Below are 23271 nucleotides of genomic sequence, written 5' to 3' on the forward strand. Positions count from 1 at the left end.
AGACTTGGAAACTATCTCATCAAATTAGTCCCCCCATAGAACCCCCTTGAGCCATCTTGCACACTTTTCTCTTTTTGTCAAATTTTATGTTAAGAAAGATGTGACTAATGGATAGCCTTGATAAGGGGGGTGTCTGATAATTTTTAACGCCTACCTAATTATGGGTTAAAAAAGATAAAAAGATTACTTTTCGGAACTACGCCCTAAATCTTTAGATCTATGATAGGCCGCCACTACTGCCTCGATAATAGTTGAGCGAAAAGAGCCTTTTTCTAATTGTCTCACCCCAGCAATCGTGGTTCCCCCAGGGCTAGTGACGCGATCCTTTAATTCCCCCGGATGTATGGCCGATTCTTTTAATAGGGTTGCCGTCCCTAAAACTGTTTCTATGGCCAATTGAGAGGCGATCGCTCGCGGTAATCCGGCCGCCACACCACCATCGCTTAAAGCTTCCACCATTAGGGCCACAAATGCCGGGCCCGATCCCGATAATCCCGTTACCGCGTCCATCAAAGCCTCGGGAACTTCCACCACCGAACCGACCGCAGCAAAAATATCTCTAGCTACGGCCAGATGTTCCGGTTCCGCATGACGACCGGATGCGATCGCTGTAACCCCTTGTCCCACCGTGGCCGGGGTATTGGGCATCGTCCGGATGACGGGGCGATCGGGAAAGCCCATTTCTAAGCGATTGAGGGTAACTCCCGCTAAAATCGAGATAATTAGGGGTTTTTCGGGTATTCCTAGCAAACTATTCACTACTTGCTCTAAAATTTGCGGTTTTACCGCTAAGATTAACACCTCAGTTGCCCTAGCAGCTTCCCGGTTATCCTCACTGACTTGCACTCCATAGGTATTAACCCAAAAGTTGCGCCGTTGGGACTGGGGTTCACTGACTAACACCGTTTCTGGACTATAAACATTTTTTTTTAATAAACGGCTGAGAATGGCCTCGGCCATCACTCCACCGCCAATAATTCCTAAACGAATAGACACAGTATTTTTTAAAGTAAAAAGTAAAAAAGAGAGATTTAGCTATCCTACCAAGAAAAAACGCATCCTCTCGATAAATCGATCGATTTCTAGCTTCGACAAACCTGACGAGAGGACTATGGAAGGATTCATTGAGCTAATCGACTGCTTTCGGCTGCCCAAGCAGGTGCGGAGGAAACGGGACGAGCCATTTTCGGGTTATCAGCGATATCGTGAATAGTTCCAGAAAGAGTGCTAACTTTAACGCAGCTGGGGGTAAACAGGAAAATACTCTCACCGATGCGTTCTTGATGACCATCAATTGCATAAGTGCCACCGGCGACAAAATCCACGGCTCTTTGTGCTTCTTCCGGGTCCATGACGTTGAGGTTTAAAACCACCGATTTGCGTTCTCTCAGGGTTTGGATAACTTGGGGCATTTCCTCGAAGGAATGGGGCTCGATCACGACCACTTCTGCATTATTGTTGTTAATACCTGGCATACCGATCACGTTGCTTCTGTTGAGTCCCATAGATGTGGCTGTATTGAGATTTAAAGGTTCGCGTTGACGACGATTAAGGGGTTCTTCTTCTTCGTTTTGATCCCTATCTTGGGGGGAAGACTTTTCCCAGTTCATTTCTTCGTAGTCGGTTTCATCTTCATCTTCCGGTTGTTCGGAGATACCGACAAAATCTTTGAGCTTGGTAAAAATGTTGTTCACAGTCTAATGTCCTTCAAAAGATTTTTTTTGGTGGTCTTGTCTAGAGTCGGGGTTATTTGGTGGCCTTTAACAATCTTTGCTCTCGCTTGGTACAGGGGAACTATTTTGTTAAGGGTTCGTCATTTTAGTCGTCTGGAAGCAGCAGTTAGTTCCCTCTTTTCAGTTATTAGTTATCAGGGGATAGTTTTCAGGGATTGGGAAAAAGTCAATTCCTCATTTCTAACCACCAGTTTCTAGACTAGACGCTGTAATTTTAAGATATATTATCACCAATGATTAAAATTTCTGGGGTTTTTTTCTGTGAATTTACGCAGATGGTTCAGTAAATGCGCTCGCCAAAAATGCCAGTTCCCACCCGGATCAAAGTGGCTCCGGCCTTGACGGCCAGAGGATAATCGTTAGACATCCCCATGGATAGATGAGGCAGGCATAAACTAGAGCTATTCTCGATGATTTGGGCTAAATCGCTGGTTTTTTCAAAGGCGGCTAACTTTTCCCCAGCCGATAATCCCTGGGGCAGAATTGTCATCAAACCCTGAATTTTTAGCTGTTGACAGTTGACTAAAGCGGGAAGATCTGCTATGAGTTCGGCCTTGTCCCAACCGAACTTATCGGGATCGAGGACAACTTTCACCTGTAGCAAAACTTGGGGATTAATCTCTAATTCTGAGGCCAGGCGATCGAGTCTTTGGGCTAATTTTAAACTATCGAGGGAATGGATTAAATCAAAAGATTCTAGGACTTTGCGCGCTTTATTTGCCTGTAGATGCCCAATAAAGTGCCAAGAAATATCTGGGAGGTCTTTTAGTTCTTGCTGCTTCGAGATTGCTTCCTGTAGCTTACTTTCGGCAAAATCTCTCACCCCTGCTCGGTAAGCTTGACGGATATAATCGCTTGATACCTGTTTACTGACGGCAATCAGACGCGTGCAGGGGGGTAGGGTAAGACGGATGGACTCGATACGACTAGCGATCGTCATGAACTAGACTGAAAAGGTTTGTTGATAAGTTTGGTTGAGACTGTTAAATTCTTGCACATTACTGCCCCGGCGCAAATTCCGCAGCCGGTTTTCCACTAAAAGACGAGCATCGGAACGACTAATCGGATCGAACGAGACTTTTTTGGGTCCCACCGTCACCAGAAAAAAAAGACGTTGGGCATAAAGAGTGGTGAATAATTCCCGATGTTCTTCTAATAGACACACTCTGTATAATAGACCGAAAGTAGGATGATTGAGATAGGTTTCGTTACTCATTCAAGCGATCGCTAAAGGAAAAGGATTGAGCGAACTAGAAAGTTTTTCCACAATAAAATCAAGCGGATGGCTCAAAAACAATTGATTTTTCGGGTGTTTCCCTAGCTTGATTTTACCAGAATCCTTCAATTACAACTAACGATGCCAGTCTATGTCATGATTTCCTGAGTTTTCACTTTTTCCCTGTTAACTTGGATACATTTCGGTGACAAGTTGTCACCATCAGAAATTAGCTCTGCTGCAAAAATCAAAGATTTTCCCTTTGCAGAGGAGACTCTGAGACAGGAGGATAAAAAAGACAAGAGACAACTATAATGCCCATAAAAGCTAAGATTATCTCAAATTTATCTGGTTTTTTAGAAATTTTAACCCGATAGCGGCGATCAGTGAACTGAAAACTGACACCAGATCAGTGATCACTGATAACTAATCACTGAATCGCTGATCAAATGCCCTAAGCTTGTATTAAGCCTTTTTTAACTTCAAATTCCTTTAACCTCAATCAATATGGATTTTTCTAGTCTTGTTGCCAGTCAGCTAAACGCCGGCGTTATCTGGCCCGAAGGAATCCTGATTATTACCCTGATGGTGATTTTAATCGGCGATTTAATTGTGGGACGGAGTGCCAGAAGTTGGCTGCCCTACGTTGCGATCGCTGGTCTGCTCGCTGCTGTGGTTGCTCTCTACTTTACTTGGGACAATCCGAAACCAGTGGCCTTTTTAGGGGCTTTTGAGGGCGATAATCTCAGTATCGTCTTTAGGGCGATTATTGCCCTTTCTACCGCCTCCACAGTGCTGATGTCTATCCGTTATGTGGAACAAGCGGGAACCTCCCTAGCGGAATTCTTGGCCATTATGCTCACCGCAACCCTCGGGGGAATGTTCCTATCTGGCGCTAGTGAATTGGTGATGATCTTCATCTCCCTAGAAATGCTCAGTATTTCCTCCTATCTAATGACCGGTTACATGAAGCGGGATCCTCGATCGAACGAGGCCGCTTTAAAATACCTGTTAATTGGAGCTTCTAGTTCGGCGATTTTCCTCTATGGTGTTTCCCTTCTCTACGGTTTATCCGGAGGTGAAACCAGTTTAAGTGCCATTGCCCAAAAATTAACCGATGTTAACGGTGGTCAGTCCCTGGCCTTAGCGATCGCATTAGTTTTTGTGATTGCCGGTATCGCTTTCAAAATTTCGGCGGTTCCCTTTCACCAGTGGACCCCTGATGTGTACGAAGGTTCACCCACTCCCGTGGTGGCCTTCCTCTCGGTAGGTTCCAAAGCGGCCGGTTTTGCCCTAGCAATTCGCCTATTAGTGACGGTTTTCGGTCTAGTCAGCGAACAATGGCGGTTTATCTTTATCGCTCTAGCAATTTTGAGCATGATCCTCGGCAACGTGGTCGCCTTAGCCCAAACTAGCATGAAACGGATGTTAGCCTATTCCTCGATCGGTCAGGCGGGTTTTGTCATGATTGGTTTAACCGCCGGTACTGACGCGGGTTACTCTAGCATGATTTTCTATCTGTTAATTTACCTGTTCATGAACCTAGGGGCTTTTGCCTGTGTGATTCTCTTTGCTCTGAGAACTGGAACCGATCAGATCGCTGAGTATTCGGGACTCTACCAGAAAGATCCGCTCCTAACCCTCTGTTTAAGCATCTGTCTCCTCTCTTTGGGGGGAATTCCGCCTCTAGCAGGCTTCTTTGGTAAGATTTATCTATTCTGGGCCGGTTGGCAAGCGGGACTTTATGCCCTCGTCCTCGTTGGTTTAGTCACCAGTGTGGCCTCGATTTACTACTATATCCGTGTGGTCAAAATGATGGTGGTCAAGGAACCCCAAGAGATGTCCGATGCGGTGAAAAATTACCCCGTTATCAATTGGACCCTTACCGGGATGCGTCCCCTACAGGTGGGTATTGTCCTCTCCCTAGTGGCCACTTCCCTGGCCGGTATCCTTTCCAATCCTCTCTTTACCCTAGCGACGGATTCCGTCACCACTACCCCCATCCTACAATCGGCGGCCCTGGCGACGCACATTTCCCGAGCAAATTGAGAATCTCTGTTGATTTATCCTAGCTATTCTAGTCCTGTCTTAAGGTTGGGATAAATCAACCACCTTAAGACCTTTTCTAAGCTTAACCTGCTTTTTGCTTTACTCAAATTGGCCAAGTAGAAGACTCATTTCGTTAACAACATTCTCACTTGCCTTTAACGCTTCTTTTCTAATTGCTTGAATTTCGGTCATACTTTTTGCGATTCTCTGCTGTTCAGATTGGGGTGGAATAGGCACTAAAACTTTTGACAAATCATCTACTAAAATAGTAGGAATAGCATGACCTGTCATGTACCTTTTAATCTGACGCAAAAAAAAGTCTGTTCGCATATATACCAATAAAAACAAAGGCTCGACTCCCTGAATATTTCTTAATACTGAAAATCCATTTGAGCAAATTGCTCCGTCTTCATCTTCCGTGATTAGGGCTGTTGCTTGGCGTGGTGTTCCTGTACTTGCTCCTGAAATTGCTGTAATAATATCACCTTTGTACAATCTATAAGTTGCGCGAGATGGGGCCTCGTGTGCCTTAATTATTTGTTGGGAAACAACTTGCATTGTACGATAATCAACATCGGAAATAGCGATATATCTAATTTCACTGTCCCTAGCTAAACGAAAATCAGCCGCATCTCTCAAAATATCGGCAATTTCACCTAAAGGTTTCGCCCCAATAGATTTTAGATGTTCTAATAATTTTTGGTCATTGGGTAAATAATGTTCGGCATCCAGTCTCGAATTGAGCAGGGTATTCTTAACTGTATAAATACAATCGCTGTTTTGTGCAAATTCCCCATTGATAAATGACCTAAAAGATTGAGAAATATCATCTATATCATCGTCAACTATTGGCAAACCTGATTTTTTTCGGGCTATAACTCCCGACTCGTTGCGCTTATATATTGTTTGTCCTTTAACGTCATAGCCTATTTTTTTGATTTGTGCCATAAAACAAGAATCATTGTCTGCTGGTAATTTTTGAACTACTAAAAGTGATGTCTTGATTCCAGTGCCGTAGGGTACAAAGGCTTCCGGCGGTATGGAAACAACACCTAATATTTTTGTTTGGGAGCGCAACCAATGCCGAATCGGTCCATTAGAGATATTTTGTAATAAACCATCGGGCAGAATAATCGCCATGCGTCCACCTGCGCGCAATAATTTTATAGATTTCTCAATAAATAAAATATCGGGCGACTGACCCGCTAAAACGGCTTGGGAAACTTCCCAACCATTGGACGCTGATTTATGCCATTTCCTGGCGAGAAGATATGATTTAAGAATTTTCTGGTCTTCTACTTTGCCTTTATTTCCGAAAGGAGGATTGGTCAAGATAACATCAAAAGAATTATTTAATTTTTCATCTTCGATAAGCGCATTAGTGCAGATAATTTCTGAACCTGTGCCACCTTCAAAAACTAAACGAATCATTCCCGAAAGGGCGACATCAGGATTAAATTCAATTCCTGTAATACTTTCTTGCACAAAACTTGCTATATTGAACTCTGGATTATTTTGTCGAACATGGTTGATTGCTTGAATTAAAAAACCACCACTTCCGCAAGCAGGATCTATAATTTTTTCCTTTGGTTTGGGGTCTATCATTTCAACCGCAAGGCGTACAATTGGGTGAGGGGTAAAAAATTCTCCCCTATCTCCACGCTGGTGTCTATTTACAAAAGTCTGGAAGGCTTCCCCTTTTATATCGCCAGATGTTTTAGTTAAATTAATGTACTGTAACCTGCCTACAATATAAGCAAGAGTCAAAGGTTTTAACTTGAATGTGTCATCGGTGAAAAATCCCCGATAATGATTCTTGATGGAGGTAAATAATTGACTGAGACGCGACATAAATTCATCGGACTTATTTGCTACGATGGCTTTATATTCACTTGCTGTAACGCCAAAGTTTACAGATTGCTTGGCAGATTTTTCATCATGAAGTTTGATGATGATTAGTTTAACCATCTCGTGAAAAATCTTGTCTTTGAGCATTCCTTCGTTGGCGTAAATATAATTATGGCACTCTTCAAAAACTGCCGAAAGATTGTTAGAAGGTCGTAATTCCTGAATTTGGGGGAGTTTTTCAGGTAACAGGCTATCTTCGGAAAATAACAATCCTTGCTCTTTCATTTACTGCGCTTGATTTGAATGTTTTCTGTTGCGGGTTGTTGAATAGATAGAATATTTTTAGTCTTGACTGCATTCCTAGCAAACCAGTTTTTTAGTGGACAGAGATCATCGCCATCTTGATTAAACAAGAACTTGCCCCTATACCTGATTATAGAATATAAATTAGAGGATGTCAAGAGATAAAAAATTCAGTTTAATGTTAAGCAAAGTGAGTAAAAAAAGCTGAGAGATTGTTTAGGGCAGAAATCTTGAGGGATTATATCAAAACATTGAGGAAGACTGAATTTATTCAGTCATGCTCTCCTGTTATTTTAGTAAAATTGTTTAGCCTTTTGATCAGGTGGCGGCGTTCACCTGATTTATTTTTAGCTATACATTAAAACGGAATAGTAAAACATCACCCTCTTGAACAATGTATTCCTTGCCTTCACTTCTGACTAAACCTTTTTCTTTAGCGGCGCTCATCGTGCGACTATTAACTAAATCCTGATAAGACACAGTTTCTGCACGAATAAAACCCCGTTCAAAATCCGAGTGAATAACTCCGGCTGCTTGGGGTGCTTTCATACCAGAAATAATCGTCCATGCGCGGGTTTCTTGGGGTCCGGTGGTGAGATAGGTACGCAGTCCTAATAACTCGTAGGTAGCTTTAATTAAAGATTTTAATCCCCCTTCTTCTACTCCTAAAGAACCGAGAAAATCTTTTCTTTCTTCCTCCGACAATTCCACTAATTCCGATTCCACTTGAGCAGAAACGATCACAACTTTTGCCTGTTCCTGTTGGGCAATTTGACGGACACTTTCTACCCAATCATTACCTGTGGCCAGATCATCTTCGCTAACATTAGCGGCATAAATAATCGGTTTACGACTCAATAAACCGAGATTTTTAATTAATTCTTCTTCCTCTTTGCTTAAATCCACTTTTCGCGCCGAAATACCGTCATTAAGACAAATTAGGATTTTTTCAAGGATAGCCAATTCTTCGGCGGCTTCCTTGCTATTTTTCGCCTGTTTGCGTAAACGTTCCACCCGCTTCTCCACCTGTCCCAAATCCGCTAGAGCTAACTCTAGATTAATCACCTCGATATCCCGGGCCGGATCCACAGAACCGGAAACATGAATAATATCATCATTATCAAAACAGCGCACCACATGAACGATCGCGTCCACTTCCCGGATATTAGCCAAAAATTGATTACCCAATCCTTCCCCGCGACTCGCACCCTTGACTAATCCGGCAATATCGACAAATTCGATCCGCGTCGGCACGATTTTCTCAGAATTAGAGATTTTAGCCAAAACCTCCAGACGTTCATCGGGGACGGATACCACACCCACATTCGGTTCAATGGTACAAAAAGGGAAATTAGCGGCCTCGGCCTTGGCATTAGCCACCAGAGCGTTAAATAGGGTCGATTTTCCCACATTTGGCAGTCCCACGATTCCAGCTTTCAACATAAAAATTGCTTGATAAACATCATCCCGACCTCTCACTATATCAGGCTGCATCTCGTTTTTGTGAATCCGGTTGATGAGAAAGACTCTCGATAGTTAACAGCTTAGTTAACATTTATTCAAGTTCCTTAACTAAAAGTAGGCGAGATTTTACAAGAGATTGCGAGAATGGGATGTAATGCTTGAGACTGAGTTAGGGTGAAGAGTAGGAAAGAATACACCTGTAGCACTGGGCAAAATTATGGCAAGACAGGCCTTTCACTTCTAAATACGTCCTGAGAGTAATTTTCAGTGCTATGACAGTATATTTCCCAAGGGCGATCGAGTGTAAATATCGCCCAATCGCCGCAACTAATCACTAAATCATTCTTGGGGGTATCTGTATGAATCAAAGTATCGGAGCAAACACGCGTAATGTGGCCCTTGTCGGCCCCTACTCCAGTGGAAAAACCTCCTTACTGGAAAGTTTACTTTTCGTCACAGGAGCGATCACCAGAAAAGGCAAAATTAGCGATCGCAACACCGTTGGTGATAGTTCCACGCAAGCGCGGGATCGACAGATGAGTGTAGAAGTTTCCGTTGCCCATAGTCAATACCAAGACCTAAATTTTACCTTTCTCGATTGCCCCGGTTCGATCGAATTTGCCAGTGAAACCTATAATGCCCTCGTCGGGGCCGGTGCTGCTATTATCGTTTGTGAACCGGTGGTCGATCGAGTTCTCACCCTGGCTCCCTTGCTAAAATTCCTCGATGATTGGGAAATTCCGCATCTAATCTTCATCAACAAGATGGATCGCTGTAATAGTCACTTTAACGAAGTCCTACAAGCTCTCAAATCCGTTTCTAGTCGTCCCCTCGTTCCCCAGCAATATCCTATCCGTCAGAACAACGAAATTATCGGATTCATCGATTTAATCAACGAACAAGCTTATCATTACCATGCTAACAGTCCCGCCGACCCTGTAGCTTTACCCGACCACCTCAAGGAAGAAGAACAGATTGCTCGACAAGAAATGCTAGAAACGATCGCCGAATTTGACGATCATCTTTTAGAAGAACTCCTCGAAGATATTAACCCCTCCCGGGAAGAAATTCTCCAAGACTTAAAACAAGAACTGGGAGCCGATCAGATAGTACCTGTGTTCTTCGGTATGGCGGAACGGGATTATGGTGTGCGTCATCTCCTTACCGCTTTAGTGGAAGAAACACCGGCCCCGACAATTACTGCCAATCGTCGCGGTCTCGATCCCAGTGCGGATGGAGATGCAGTGGTACAAATCCTCAAAACCTATTTTACTCCCCAGGGCGGTCGCCTGTCCCTAGGGCGAGTCTGGCAGGGAACCCTTAACGATGGCATGGCCTTGAACGGTGTGCGGATTGGTGGTATCTATCGTCTCATGGGACAACAACAACAACCCCTACAGCAGGCCCAAGCGGGGGAAATTGTCGCTCTCGGTCGTTTGGAAGGAATCGCTACCGGAGACGTGGTTAGCAGCGGCAGTCAAAAACCCGATCTTCCCAGAGGATTACAGCTTAAACCCGTCTTTGCTCTCGCTATTGCCGCCGCAAATCGCAAGGATGAAGTTAAATTAAGTTCAGCTTTGACGAAACTGATCGAAGAAGATCCTTCCCTCTACTGGGAACAACACGGTGATACTAAAGAAGTGATTCTTTGGGGACAGGGAGAAATTCATCTGCAAGTGGCCCTCGATCGCCTAGCACGCAAGTATAATCTACCGATGACCACCCATTTACCCCAAGTTCCCTACAAGGAAACGATTAAAACCAGCACCAAATCCCACGGACGCTATAAACACCAAACCGGCGGCCACGGTGCTTTTGGTGATGTGTATCTCGATATTAAACCCTTGGCCCGGGGGGAAGGTTTCCACTTCCATGAAACCATTGTCGGTGGTGTTGTCCCCAAACAGTATATCCCCGGGGTGGAAACGGGAGTGCGGGAATATCTCGGTCATGGTCCTTTGGGTTTCCCCGTGGTGGATATCGATGTTACTCTCACCGATGGTTCCTATCACAGTGTCGATAGTTCCGAACAAGCTTTTAAACAAGCGGCCCGTCTAGCGATGACGGAAGGACTGCCTAAATGTCATCCAGTCTTATTAGAACCAATTCTATCGGTGACGGTTCTCGCTCCCTCAGAATACACCGCCAAGGTTTTACAGTTAATCAGTGGCAAACGCGGTCAAATTCAGGGTTTTGAAGCTTCTGCGGAGTGGAAAGGTTGGGATCAGGTGACGGCCTATCTCCCCCAAGCGGAAATGCACGATTTCATCGTTGAATTGCGTTCTTTGACTATGGGGGTTGGTTTCTTCCAGTGGGATGAGGATCACCTGCAAGAAGTGCCAGATAAACTACGCGATGCGGTTTTAGCTATGCAGGGTAATGGTAACAAGTAAAGTCTTCTTGGCTGTCAGTAAGGTAGAGCGATAAATTACCAAGAGATGGGCTTTTATTGGCTCATCTCTCCCTTTTCTGGCAAAAAATGACAGAAGGGTTCCATAAGATTATCCTAGTGCTATACTGCCCCAAATTAGTCTCGGAATTCTCAAACTAGGGGGATTAGAATCTTCTAGGGAAGGGATGAATCAATGGAAGATAATCTCAGGAGTGGAAATGGGCAGACCCAGCAACATACAATTAAAGTTTCAGAAAAACAACCGGTCAATCACGGAAGTTTCTCTGGGTGGTGCATCAGTTCTGGTCTGCCAAGGTAAGATGATAATTCCCGATGGGGAAACAAAAAGTGATATCAAAAGGTCATTGTGAGAGCAGTTGCCGAAGTCAGTAAAAAGGAGATGAACAATCTTAAAACATTAAGACCTGCAAGGATCAATCTCGGTTTTGTGGGATGGATGAGAATGAACTTGACAGGGTATATCGAAAAATATAAAATTTCTTGAGGGATAACCAAGAAAAAATACGGCAGTTATCTTAATGACGAGGCCGTAGGCGAAACGAGTTTATACCTTGTTTTTCAGAGAAACCCTGTCAAAATCAATGAAATGTCTATAGCTAAAGCCTATTAAAATTAATCATTATGCTCACTTCTTATCAGGAACTACAAAAAGAACTTAGTTTGTCGTTACAAGACTTAAATAGTTTTGCCGACAAATTCCAAGAAAGTTATGATATTATAGTATCTTCAAACGAAATCAATGAGAATCACGGTGTCGGGGTTCTTTTAAAGAGAATTTTCCCTGATACCAGTGGGATAGTTTCCCTACGAACCACCAATCTCTACGGAGGAGATCAAGATTTTGGTGTCCAGAATTTCTGTCTAGATGTGCGCGGTTGTTCCTACGGGGAAATTTTATTAAAAATCCAAAATTTATTTGTTTATTTAAAACCGAAAAGAGTCTTAGTAATTCCCTACTTTATCGAGGATTTTTATATAGCCATAGCGATTAAATCTCTCTTTCAAGTCCCCATTTGTACCTACCTGATGGATGATCAAAATATCTATGTCAGGGCTGTGGCCGATGGGATTGTTAAGCAATTAATCGATAGCAGCGATTTAATTTTAGGCATTTCTAAGCCCCTTTGTCAAGTCTATAGTAAAAAATACGAAAGAAAAATTTGGTTTGTACCGCCCCTAGTAGAAAGTTATTTAATTCCCCCAGAAATTACAGTCCCCGATTCTATGGCAAGAGGGATTTTAATCGGTAATATCTGGTCTCAAACTTGGTTAGAAAATCTCAGGCAATTATGTCGAGAATCCCAGATCAAATTAGATTGGTATGGCAATCCTAACCGTCAATGGTTGCAATTCCAAGAAGTAGAGTTAGAACAAGATGGTATCTTCTTTAAAGGTTACTGCAGCCAAGATGCTCTCATCTACTACTTACGTCAAGCCCCTTTTGCAATCGTTCCCACCGCAAGTTCTGAAAACGAGCAAGATCGTCCCGAATTCGCCTGTTTGAGTTTGCCTTCCCGCATTCCCTTTATTACCGCCGTTGCTCATACTCCGCTCATCATTGTTGGTCGTGAAGATAGTGCCGCCGCTCAGTTCGTCAGAGAATTCGACCTAGGAACTGTCTGTGATTATAAAGCTCAAAGCTTATTAAGAGAAATAGAGAAACTGCGAATAGAAAGCAATCAACTGCGGTTCCGTTATTCCAGTCAAAAATTAGCCAAAAGCTTAAAAGCCGATCATTTTGATGATTGGCTCTGGAGATCCTTAGAAAAGGGAAAACCCATCGATAATCGCTTTGAACAATTCGAGAAAAATAGCCTTAAGTGCAGTGTGATCGTTACCGCTAGTGAAGTCAATCAAAGTCACGGGACAGGAGCCTTGGTCAGAAGAATCTTTCCCGATGATAGCGAGATTATTTCCATCCGTTCCGATAATCACTATGGCGGTGAACAACAATTCGGGGTCTTAAGCTTCCATCTTGACCATAAGAAAATGTCGCGACCGGCGATATTTCAATCAATTCTACAAACTCTCGGACACCATCAAGTCCAAAAAGTTTTTTGTGTCCCTTATTACGCCAGCGATATTCTGACAGCGATCGCTATTAAGGAATTATTTAACGTTCCCCTTGCCACCTACATCATGGACGATCAGAATATCTGCGTTCAGGAGATTCCCGATGATTTGATGAAAGAGTTTTTAAGCAAATGTTCCGTTCGTTTTGCCACCCATCCCGAACTCCGCGACGCTTACGAGAATAAGTACGGCTACAAATTTTGGCTCCTACCGGCGATCGTTCCCCACCGTCTCATTAATAGTGAAGTTGCCGAAGTTTCTCCCCAACGCTGTCAAGAAAAATGGGGAGCTTTATTAGGGAGCATTTGGAGTCCCCAATGGTTCCAATCTCTTTTAGAGAGTATTCAAGGAGCAGGAATTAAACTAGATTGGTATGGCAATTCTAACTATTATTGGCTCCAAGAATCTGCCGCAGAATTAGAAAAATGGGGACTTTATAGTCAAGGACTTTATCCCGAAGAACAACTAGGACAACAACTACAAGCATATCCCTTTGTTATTGTTCCCACGGGAACCATGGACGAAAGAGATGATCGGACAGAATTGTCTCGCCTTAGTTTACCCGGCCGGATTATTTTTAACCTCGCCACCGCTAACACCCCAGTAATTCTTTTAGGCAGTAATAAAACCTCGGCGGCTAACTTTATTAATCGCTTTCAAATTGGTGTGGTTTGTGATTATACACCTGAAAGTTTGGCAGCAGCCGTGGACTACGTTCTTAAACCAGAAAATCAGCAAAGAATGCGAGAAAATGCCGTTAAGGTAGCGGCAAAATTCTCCGATCAAGGTATTGATAAATGGGTGTGGCAGTCCCTAGAAAAAGAACAAGCAGCCGATGACAGATTTGAAGCGATTTTATCTCGATCGCCAATCGATTTAGTTCACTTTATTGAACCCCCCGTTCCCTCAATTATTTATAAAGATTATGCTCAAGTATATCAAGTCATGCGACGTTTACGAGGGCAAAAATATCAGCCCGATTTTGTGGTTGATGTGGGAGCTTCCCACGGTATTTGGTCTCATACCGCTAGTCAATTATTCCCAGAAGCTCGCTTTATCCTCATCGATCCGCTAATCTCAAAATACGAGCAATCGGCCAGAAATTACTATATCTGTAATATTCCTAAAGCGGAATTACTAGAAATTGCCATCTCTAATCAAGCTGGTCAGTTAAGTTTTCAAGTTTCCCCCGATTTGTACGGTAGTTCCTTGCTCACTCCCGCTGATTTTAGAAACTATGAAACGATTACAGTGGCAGTAAAAACCCTCGATCAGGTGGCGACAGATGAGCAAATTTCTGGCAGAGGAATATTAAAATTAGACGTGCAATGTGCCGAGCATATCGTCTTAGAAGGAGCGAAAGAATTTATCGCTCAGGTAGATTTAGTCGTGGCTGAACTCTCCTTTATTCGCTATGATCAGGACGCTCTCGTTTTCAATGAAATGCTTAATCTTTTGGATCAGCTTGGTTTCCGTTATTATGACGAAACCGGCGAATGGAGATCCCCCATTGATGGCACACTTCTCCAAAAAGAAGTGGTCTTTATTCGTCAAGATTTGTTAGTTCCTGAAACTAGCCGTAAAATTGAAAATTCTCCCAGTCAAGCTTAAGACAATTTACCCAATTACTAGCCAAAATGATCAAACAATTATTAGCCAAAAATAAAATAGTTCAGCGAGTTAAAGCAGTCAAAGATTTATTTCTAGAAAAACTTGATTCACTCAGTCATGTCCAATTTGAACAAATCCAAAAACTGGAGAAACTGGAGAAACTGGAGAAACTTAATCAGCTTGATCCCTTAGATTTTAAGGTTGAGCAACTTAATAACTCCACGGAGCAAATCCGACAAGAAAATGCAGAAGCCAAGCGAAAGGCTGATTTATCACTGGAAAATCAAGCCTTCTTGCTCAAATTTTCCGTAGATATAATTAAAAATATTCAAGTCTTGACGGAAAAACTCCAGACAAATCACAGCCAATCTCAAAAACAGCACGAATCAACTCTCGACACTTTCCAAAAAATAGCCAGCGATGTGCGACAAGACTCCCAAAAACATAGTGATTTAATTCTCGATTCTTTCCAGAGAATTTATAAAGCTTACCAACAGCAAAGCGATGCTGTTTTTGCAACCATACAAAAAATACAAGAAAATCTCCATCAAATCAGCGAAGATAACCGCCAAATCTTTGAAGATATTCACTCTCAAAAATATAAAGTCATTACCGATCAACAATATTTTCAAGATTTAGACATCGAATTAATGACTTATTTATATTCCTATCTTCCCCATCGTCTTGCAGTAGATATTGGTGCTAATCGGGGCGATGTTTCTAGTCGTCTCCTACAAGCTGGTTATCAAGTTTATGCCTTTGAACCCTTTCCTCCCGTCATCGAGCATCTCAAAAATCGCCTCGGTGATCATCCTAACTTTCGGCTTTTTCCCTTTGCTCTCGGTTCCGAAAATCAAACCCAAGAACTCCACATAGCCACCGATGAAACCCCAGACAACACCTATCAAGATGCCAGCTTTTATAGCAGTTTAACCAAGCATTCTCTTTCGGAAGGTTTAGTATTTACTGATACTATTTCCGTCACCGTTAAAACCCTAGCTAGTCTCCACGATGGTGAGGAATTACCTAAAGATATTGGTTTAGTTAAAATTGACACAGAAGGCTTTGATTTAGAAGTAATCAAAGGTATGGGCAACTATCGTTATCCCGTGGTAGTTGCGGAATTTTGGGATCAAAATTTCCCCTTTGGTCGTTCGGGAGCGATGAATCAATTACCGGATTTAGTCAAGGCCATGAAAGAAAGAGATTATCATTGGCATCTAGTCATCTATCGTATTTGGGGCAGTTCCGACGTTAGTTATTACTGTAATTCTGCCTATTCCCTCGACAATTCTTGGGGCAATGTTTTCTTTTTCCAAGATTATCAGGTCTTCCATCAAGCCTTACTTTGGTCTGCTTCCGTTATGCCAGCTACCTACTTTTCAGCTTAAATTGTAATTGGTAGAATTTTAGTTAAAATCTGCTAACAAATTAGAATGGAAAACAGCAATTAAAGAGTAAAATTATGGCAAGTAAATTTCAAGAGTATGTCAGTCAATCAGTTTCGGTTGAGGGATTTTTTATGGAGCAAGCCGCCATAACTTGGGATTGCTTACTAAATTATCAAACCAACCATAATATCAAAGGTAATTTTTTAGAAATAGGAGTGTGGAAAGGAAAATCAGCTATTTTATCTTGTCTTCATGCTAACCCAGAAGAAACCTGTCTATTAGTTGACTTGATTATGTTTGACGAAGCCCAAGAGCTTCTCAGAAATGTACACTCTAACAGTAATTTTTATCGATGTAAATCTCAAAATTTTTGGCAAAATGAAGCTAATCTTCACCAGTTTTTTTCCAGCTGTAGATGGATCCACATAGATGGAGCCCATTCCGGTTCCGCTTGTTTTAACGATTTACAGATTGCTAATCAGCTTTTGAGTGAGGAAGGAATAATTTGTATGGATGACTTTTTTAACCCCAGTTATCCCCAAGTGACAGCCGCAGTTTTTAACTTTCTTGATCAATTTCCTTTTTCCCTGAAACTTTTTCTGTGTGGTTTTAATAAAGGTTATTTAGCTCACCCCTACTACTGCGACAACTATCTTCGTTATTTATTGGAGAATTTTCATAATGATTTATCGATGATAAACTATTCAGAAAAAATCACTCTCTATAAAACTTCCAGACCGGGAGATTTTAACTGCTTTGGTTTGCAGGAATATCAAGGGAAAGATTTTGTAGGATTAGATGAAGATAGCAGCAAAATCCTAATCTAGTTGGACTTACATCGTTGCCTATAAAGATGAAGTATAACGGGATTTGGCATCATCTCTGCACCACCAGCTACTGTTCGAGTGTTCCGCAGTTCTGGCGTTCCCTAAAACCAGAGACTTCCTACTTCACCATTAAGATAACTGCCATAGTAGATTAATTAGTTTCTCAAAAACAACTGCTTGTTAACTGTTTCAATTATGACTAACAAAACTAATCAATTTAACGAAGATTACCAAAAAATGATGGATGACTTGGACGATCAAGTTTTGCAGGAAGTCCGACAAACTTTTAGACGGCTTAAAAAACTCGGCCATGAACCTAGAGTTATCTTTGATGTCGGAGCTTCTAATAGTGGTTGGTCCTGTTATATCAAAAGAATTTTACCAGAAGCAGAATTTTATTTATTTGAACCCCTCATCGACTACAGCAGCGACTATCGGGAATTAATCTCAGAAATCCTGCGAGTCTAACCTTCCTTTCATCTATATAAATACGCCCTCGGTGAAACCTGCGGCGAGGTGACGATGAATGTTTCCACGGACGTGGTGAGCAGTAGTCTCTTGCAGACTGGTGATGAGAGTCAACCCACCACTCCCATCTCGGTGCAAATGTTAACAATTGATGACGCAATTGCCCGACTTGGTTTACCCCATCCCCAAGTGATCAAAATTGATACCTAAGGCTCGGAGTTGTCTATACTTAAAGGAGCCGTCAAAACCCTAGCTAAAGTCGATGTTCTCTTTCTCGAATGCTGGCTCTATCGGGGCTATAGCAAAAAAACTCCCCATATTGAAAAAGTTTATGGATTATCTCAACTATTTTGCTAACGATTGCCTAAGATATATACCCAGCCACAAGCTAAGGGACAAAAAAGTTTTAGTGGTGGGTTGTAACAATGGCAGGGATTGCCGCTTTTTTCTAGAAGCGGCCGTCGTTCACGGTCTTGATGTTTGCGAAGATATCGGCCAAGGCTTAACTCATGAAAAAGTTTCCTACTTTCAAGAATCAGTCGAATCGACGACAAGACCCGATAACTACTACGATCTAGTTTTTTCCGCCGCTACTATGGAACATATTCCCAATATTGAAGCGGCTTTTTCGGAAATATGGCGAGTGACAAAACCAGGAGGATTAATTTACTGTGTGGCTGCGCCTCTGTGGAATTCCTACGAAGGTCATCATCAATACGGTTTATTTGCCGATTATCCTTGGATTCATTTAAGACTATCAAAAGATGACATATTTCTCTATCTGCAAAAACATAAACAATTAGAAAATTTAAAACCTCTGGTAGCTATACTAGAGCAAGAAGGATTGTTATTAACTTCTTTAGAATCAGAAAACCAGGAGATTTATGCTAAGAATCTAGCAGATTTTATGTTCTCTGACTACTTTAATTTTCTACCTTCAAATCGGTATATAGAAACGGCTCTTTCCCTTGATGTTTCCTATGTTATTCGCAATGATATTTGGCAAGATGGAGAACAATATCTCACCGATGCTATTCTGGCAGAATTAAACAGTAAAGGCTATAGTAAAGATGAAGTTCTATCTGTATCTCATACTTATGTAGCCATTAAATAAAACTGAAAAAACTCATAAAAATTTCTCCATTAGCTGGTATGAATGATAACCCAGTCCAAATTAACCAAAATTATCAAGAAGTATTAGAAAAGTTGAGTGACGAGCGAGTCCTCAAAGAGATTCGTCAGGTTTTTCAACGATTGTCCAATCTCGGTTACCATCCCCAAGTTATCTTTGATATTGGCGCTTCTAATAGTGGTTGGTCTTGTTATATTAAAAAAGTCCTTCCACTAGCCGAGTTTTACTTATTTGAACCTCTAATTGATTACTGCTCTGAATATAGAGAATTTATCGAAAAAACTTTGGTAATGTATCCTTCTTTTCATTTGCATAAAATTGCCCTTAGTGAAAAAAGTGGTGATACAACTATCAATGTCTTTGCCGATAGCGTCGTCAGTAGCACTGCCCTAGATATGACCAGCACGGGAATCAAAACTATACCAGTTCCCGTGCCAATGTTTACCCTAGATGAAGCGATAACTTCCTTAAATTTGCCCATACCCCAGGTAATCAAAATTGACACCCAAGGCAGTGAGCTATCGATCCTGAAGGGAGCGCAAAAAACCCTCGCCAGTGTTGATATTTTAGTCTTAGAATGTTGGCTGTATCGGGGCTACGGACCAGATACACCTCTGTTAACTGAAATTGCTGATTGGCTACTACCCTTTAATTTTCGACTTTGGGATGTGGTCGAACCCTACCGTAACGAACAGGGTGTTTTAGCCACTCTAGACTGTGTTTTTGTTAACACAAAATCTGGAATAACTCCCGACTGGCACTATGCTTAATTATACTCAAGGATAATTATCGAAGCTACCAATTATAAATCCGTGGGGGAAACCTATAAAACCACAGCCAAATTGGCCCAATTAGCTCTAGACGTATTTCAAAGACTGAAAAACTTGGGCTACCAACCGCAAGTCAACTTTGATATTGGTGCTTCTAATGGCTCTTAGTCAAAGGACAGCCATGAAGTGCTTCCCACGGCGGAATTTCATCTATTTGAGCCTCTAATCAACTATGATACCACCTATCGAGCGATTATCCCAAAAAATCTCCGTTTATACCTTGCTTTAGGCGAAAAAAGTGGCGAAGTCACCATAAATATCTTCCCCCATATGGTGGCCAGTAGTGCTTTAGATTTAAGTGACCCCGATGCTACCCTTAGCGCCCTAGACTGTGTTGTTGTCAACAACACTCGTTTAGAACTAATCCCTAACTGATACTACCAGAGCCACCCATGACGAATTCTGCCTACAAGTCCGTTGCCGATACCTATAAAACGAGGGAAAAGTTTGCTCAGTTAGACCTAGAAATTTTCCAGCGTTTGCAAGCTAAAGGGCTATACCCCCAGGTTATTTATGATGTAGGGGCCTCGGATGGTTCCTGGTCTAGGGATATTGTTGAGGTGTTTCCCCAGTCTCAGTTTTATCTATTTGAGCCGTTAGTGAACCACGCGCCGGCTTATCAGCAGTTTATGACCGAAAGTTTAAAGCTTCATGACAATTTTCACCTCTATGGGGTGGCATTAGGAGAACGGGAGGGAACTGTAACCCTTAATGTTTTTCCTAATCTGGTGGCCAGCACCGCTCTCCCGATGGAGGGGTCAGGTTTAGCACTATCAACCGTGACGGTGCCGGTTCTCACCCTAGATGGTTTAGTGGAGCGGGGAGAGTTACCAATCCCCCAAATCATCAAGATAGATACCCAGGGATACGAGTGGTCTATTCTCAAGGGAGCAGTCCAGATCCTCCCCCAGGTTTCAGTCTTATTGTTAGAGTGTTGGTTATACCGAGGCTATGGACCCCAGACACCTCTGTTAACGGAATTGGCCAATTGGCTACTAGGCTTCGGTTTTCATCTTTGGGACCTAGGGGATGAGTACCGGGACGAGGGAGGGGGGTTGGCGACGGTGGACTGTCTCTTTCTTAATGTGGCCTCAGAGCTCTGTCCCGCTTGGCACTATTATTAGTCTTTTTCGTGCAAACAAATCGAATAGGGTTAAGGCAAATCGTCACATAATGTTAAATTTGACCGCCTATCTCTCAAATCTGCAATTCCGTGCGCTATGCTAGTAATGGTTTTTTAATGAGTTAGCAAGCATTTCTAGCACCGGTATCTTCGGTAACACGAAAAAAAGTGGATTTAACTCTACCTCCCATTGCTATAGCTCTGCTTGACAAAATGATAATGCCTCTCCTATGATTAGTTGTGATACTTCAGAGACGTTTTCAGCTTCTTTGATTTTTGACCTCGTTTCCTAGTGTGAGGAGTTTTAGGTAACAAAATTATGGCTATTCCCCAATCTTCAATCATTGCTCTGTCCTTGATGTACACCAAGCTGCCCCCGTCAGCTTCTGACCTTACCTATTGGGCGAGTCCCGAAGGTCAGTCAGTTTCTTGGAATCAGGCGGTGCAGGCATTTTCTACGTCTAGTCAAGCCAAGACAGCCTATCCGATGTTAGCATCCCCTACGGTGCTGTCTCAGAACGAGGCCGCTCGTCGTGCTTATGTCATCCAAGCTTTCCAAAATCTCTACGGGATTGCTGAGGCTGACATTCCAGCGGCAGAATTAACCTACTGGGCTAATACCTATCTTGTGTCCTCGTCCCAGGCGATTTTTGATTTTCCGGTCGTTTTAAATCAGTATTCCCCCACCTCACGGCAACAGGCTTTGACGAACCGCGCTCAGGTATCGGAAAACTTCGCGATTGCCATGGCGGCTGCTGGCTCGTCCACCTTTACCTCAGCCCAGTATAGTGCTGGCTGGGCCATTGTGAATACGGTCACTGCCAATGCCGCTAGCGTAACGGCGGCTAACGCACAAATTGCTGAATTTGTCGCTGGTGGTGGCGGTACGGGAACTACCTTTACCTTGTTAGAAGATGGGGCAGTTCTCACCGGTTCGGCAAACAGCAAAGTTTCCCCGGCAGATAAGTTTTTGACTGCCTCCAATAACACGGTTCAGGCTTTAACCTTCTTGGACGGTAGTTTCGTTCAAGACCCTAGCACCAGTGATAACGACGTACTGACCGCCCAAATTGTTGGTATTGTCACTCCGAATATCGAAAACATTGAGACCATCCAATTCTCTGGCGCCGCTAACGCTGAGGTCCTACTGCAAAACATTAGCAAAGCCAAACAAGTACAGGTGGTCAAAGGTGATTTAAAAATCAAAGATGCTAATAACTACGCCATTGATCTTGTGGCTGGTTACGCTGACGATCTCACCCTAATTGAGACTGCACTAAACAAAGATCTCACGGTTAACCTGAACGGGACAACTGCTGGTGCCTCGATCGCGGCCAACTTATTTGATAAAAGCAAGGTCAACCTAGTCGTTAAAGCTGACAGTGTCCTGTCTAACGCTGATAAGACTCTCGACACCCTTTTCCTCGATAAGGCCGAGAGCAACTTCGTTATTACTGGGGACAAGAACCTAACCATTGACGGCAAGATCACTGTATTTGACGGGACTAATCGACTGGATGCCACTGACTTTACTGGAAAACTGACCCTGAACCTGGGCAAAGGCAGTAAGGTAGAACAGATTGTCGGCGGCAAAAACGATGACACCTTCACCTTGACGGCGGAACCAGATCAGATTGATGGTATTGCCCTCAATGGAAACAATGGCAATGACACCTTAACTGTTACAGTTAAAGCCACTACTACTGCTCTTGATAAAGTTACCAACGTTGAGACGATTATCTTTAAAGAAGCCCCCACTGACACCACCATCACCACTAAGGACACCCTTGTGGCAAGTGGTGCCACTTTAACTGTTGATGCTTCTTCCTTCACCACCAAAATCTTAACCTTTGATGGTACCCTTGAAACCAATGGTTCCTTCAAGATTACTGGTGGTGCATTAGCCGATGTCCTGAAAGGCGGTGAAAAGAACGACACCCTTACTGGTGGCGGTGGTACTGATCAACTAACTGGTAACGGTGGTAATGACCAGTTCGTCTTGAATAAAGCCATCGCCACCAGTGCCGTGACGGTCAAGGACTTCAAGACAGATGCAAATAATAACGATATATTCGCCCTAAGTAATGCCGCCTTTGCCGGCGCTCCGGCAGTGGGAGCCACCTTGACGGTTAGTGCTGTAGCGGGTGCAACTAACAGTGCTAATACAATCCTCGTGGATAACACAGGAAACCTTGCTGGTGCTAACTTGAGCAATGTGCGCTTTGGTTACGACACAACTATCAACAAGTTGTTCTACGATGCTGATGGTAACTTCGGGGCTGGTTCTATTCTTATTGCGGAAAGTACGAATGCGCTCACTTTGGCGGGGGGTTTAAGTGGCGGCAACTTTACTATCGTCGCTTAATTTCCAGTAAGCAGACGAATCCGAGTTGACTATTATAAAAGGCCATCCTTTTTCAGGATGGTCTTTTATCGTTCCAGGGTAGAACCCTGGAACGATAAAGGGAGGGTCTCCCTCCCTTCCCTAGTGGGTTATAGTAGGGTTAATTCATGAATTAACCCTACCCTTGATAAGGGGGGTGCCGATCCCCCCTTCCCCCCTTGATAAGGGGGGTGATAGCTTCAATTTTCTCGCGACTTTTCTGGGGGAAATCGCTTTAAGAGTTCCTGCTTGGAATACTGTAGGAGTAAAGGAGTAAATTCTTCCGGAGACAGTTGTAAAATCCGGCTGATAATAGCTTGAATTTCTGGGTCTAACTCACCAAAACGGACTCGGAGCAGGTTTTCCACCACCAGACGTTCCCCCTCTTGCAGACCCCGTTCTAGACC

18 protein-coding genes and 3 pseudogenes are annotated in these 23271 nt (G+C 43.0%); 14 read left to right on the forward strand and 7 right to left on the reverse strand.

What is annotated here, in order from left to right:
• Positions 1-183: 183 nt before the first annotated feature.
• The 4 genes from proC to pipX all read right to left on the reverse strand — a co-directional run bounded on the left by proC (position 184) and on the right by pipX (position 2949).
• Positions 184-996 (reverse strand): pyrroline-5-carboxylate reductase, encoded by an 813-nt coding sequence (gene proC / locus EWV60_RS11935; protein ID WP_123230106.1) that lies wholly within the window; start codon positions 994-996, stop codon positions 184-186.
• A gap of 125 nt (positions 997-1121) precedes the next feature.
• Positions 1122-1694 carry a cell division protein SepF gene (locus tag EWV60_RS11940; RefSeq protein ID WP_002732272.1) on the reverse strand — a complete coding sequence of 191 codons (573 nt, stop codon included), beginning with the start codon at positions 1692-1694 and terminating at the stop codon, positions 1122-1124.
• A gap of 319 nt (positions 1695-2013) precedes the next feature.
• The gene (locus EWV60_RS11945) at positions 2014-2673 is read right to left on the reverse strand and encodes a YggS family pyridoxal phosphate-dependent enzyme (RefSeq protein ID WP_130757125.1); all 660 of its coding nucleotides are present in this window, start codon (positions 2671-2673) and stop codon (positions 2014-2016) included.
• Between the two features lie 3 nt (positions 2674-2676).
• Positions 2677-2949, reverse strand: coding sequence for a transcriptional coactivator PipX (gene pipX / locus EWV60_RS11950; protein ID WP_002733869.1), 273 nt, complete (start codon positions 2947-2949; stop codon positions 2677-2679).
• Between the two features lie 507 nt (positions 2950-3456).
• Between pipX and EWV60_RS11955 the strand changes: the two genes are divergently transcribed.
• Positions 3457-4998 carry an NAD(P)H-quinone oxidoreductase subunit N gene (locus EWV60_RS11955; protein WP_012267874.1) on the forward strand — a complete coding sequence of 514 codons (1542 nt, stop codon included), beginning with the start codon at positions 3457-3459 and terminating at the stop codon, positions 4996-4998.
• Between the two features lie 99 nt (positions 4999-5097).
• On the opposite strand, the gene EWV60_RS11960 is transcribed toward EWV60_RS11955, so the two are convergent.
• Positions 5098-7131 carry an N-6 DNA methylase gene (locus EWV60_RS11960; RefSeq protein ID WP_287232455.1) on the reverse strand — a complete coding sequence of 678 codons (2034 nt, stop codon included), beginning with the start codon at positions 7129-7131 and terminating at the stop codon, positions 5098-5100.
• Between the two features lie 369 nt (positions 7132-7500).
• On the reverse strand, positions 7501-8592 hold the full coding sequence (gene ychF / locus EWV60_RS11965; RefSeq protein WP_043997508.1) for a redox-regulated ATPase YchF: 1092 nt from the start codon (positions 8590-8592) through the stop codon (positions 7501-7503).
• Between the two features lie 380 nt (positions 8593-8972).
• Here ychF and EWV60_RS11970 point away from each other — a divergent pair, with 380 nt between their 5' ends.
• The 13 genes and pseudogenes from EWV60_RS11970 (at position 8973) to EWV60_RS12030 (ending at position 22846) form a co-directional block, all read left to right on the forward strand.
• On the forward strand, positions 8973-11006 hold the full coding sequence (locus tag EWV60_RS11970) for an elongation factor G (protein WP_287232457.1): 2034 nt from the start codon (positions 8973-8975) through the stop codon (positions 11004-11006).
• 154 nt (positions 11007-11160) lie between these two features.
• Positions 11161-11376 (forward strand): annotated as a pseudogene (locus EWV60_RS11975) (PhzF family phenazine biosynthesis protein); the annotation flags it as partial.
• A 271-nt stretch (positions 11377-11647) separates the two neighbouring features.
• Positions 11648-14710 carry an FkbM family methyltransferase gene (locus EWV60_RS11980; protein ID WP_287232459.1) on the forward strand — a complete coding sequence of 1021 codons (3063 nt, stop codon included), beginning with the start codon at positions 11648-11650 and terminating at the stop codon, positions 14708-14710.
• A 26-nt stretch (positions 14711-14736) separates the two neighbouring features.
• Positions 14737-16101: an FkbM family methyltransferase gene (locus tag EWV60_RS11985; protein ID WP_287232461.1), complete on the forward strand. Its 1365-nt coding sequence runs from the start codon at positions 14737-14739 to the stop codon at positions 16099-16101.
• A 74-nt stretch (positions 16102-16175) separates the two neighbouring features.
• Positions 16176-16928 carry a class I SAM-dependent methyltransferase gene (locus tag EWV60_RS11990; RefSeq protein WP_002778521.1) on the forward strand — a complete coding sequence of 251 codons (753 nt, stop codon included), beginning with the start codon at positions 16176-16178 and terminating at the stop codon, positions 16926-16928.
• Between the two features lie 195 nt (positions 16929-17123).
• Positions 17124-17396 carry a class I SAM-dependent methyltransferase gene (locus tag EWV60_RS11995; RefSeq protein WP_002778519.1) on the forward strand — a complete coding sequence of 91 codons (273 nt, stop codon included), beginning with the start codon at positions 17124-17126 and terminating at the stop codon, positions 17394-17396.
• A gap of 18 nt (positions 17397-17414) precedes the next feature.
• Positions 17415-17606 (forward strand): annotated as a pseudogene (locus tag EWV60_RS12000) (class I SAM-dependent methyltransferase); the annotation flags it as partial.
• A 121-nt stretch (positions 17607-17727) separates the two neighbouring features.
• Positions 17728-18510 carry a class I SAM-dependent methyltransferase gene (locus EWV60_RS12005; protein WP_287232463.1) on the forward strand — a complete coding sequence of 261 codons (783 nt, stop codon included), beginning with the start codon at positions 17728-17730 and terminating at the stop codon, positions 18508-18510.
• 38 nt (positions 18511-18548) lie between these two features.
• Positions 18549-19298 carry an FkbM family methyltransferase gene (locus EWV60_RS12010; protein ID WP_061433202.1) on the forward strand — a complete coding sequence of 250 codons (750 nt, stop codon included), beginning with the start codon at positions 18549-18551 and terminating at the stop codon, positions 19296-19298.
• Positions 19299-19340: 42 nt separating this feature from the next.
• Complete coding sequence (locus EWV60_RS12015) at positions 19341-19466, forward strand: hypothetical protein (RefSeq protein ID WP_287232466.1); 126 nt, start codon at positions 19341-19343, stop codon at positions 19464-19466.
• A gap of 18 nt (positions 19467-19484) precedes the next feature.
• Positions 19485-19733: a hypothetical protein gene (locus EWV60_RS12020; protein WP_002778508.1), complete on the forward strand. Its 249-nt coding sequence runs from the start codon at positions 19485-19487 to the stop codon at positions 19731-19733.
• A gap of 17 nt (positions 19734-19750) precedes the next feature.
• On the forward strand, positions 19751-20482 hold the full coding sequence (locus EWV60_RS12025; protein WP_287232468.1) for an FkbM family methyltransferase: 732 nt from the start codon (positions 19751-19753) through the stop codon (positions 20480-20482).
• 318 nt (positions 20483-20800) lie between these two features.
• The gene (locus EWV60_RS12030) at positions 20801-22846 is read left to right on the forward strand and encodes a calcium-binding protein (protein WP_287232470.1); all 2046 of its coding nucleotides are present in this window, start codon (positions 20801-20803) and stop codon (positions 22844-22846) included.
• A gap of 218 nt (positions 22847-23064) precedes the next feature.
• On the opposite strand, the pseudogene EWV60_RS12035 reads toward EWV60_RS12030, so the two are convergent.
• Positions 23065-23271: pseudogene (locus EWV60_RS12035) on the reverse strand (Rpn family recombination-promoting nuclease/putative transposase); the annotation flags it as partial.

Source organism: Microcystis sp. Msp_OC_L_20101000_S702, assembly GCF_007095705.1.
Classification (GTDB): Bacteria; Cyanobacteriota; Cyanobacteriia; order Cyanobacteriales; family Microcystaceae; genus Microcystis; species Microcystis ichthyoblabe_A.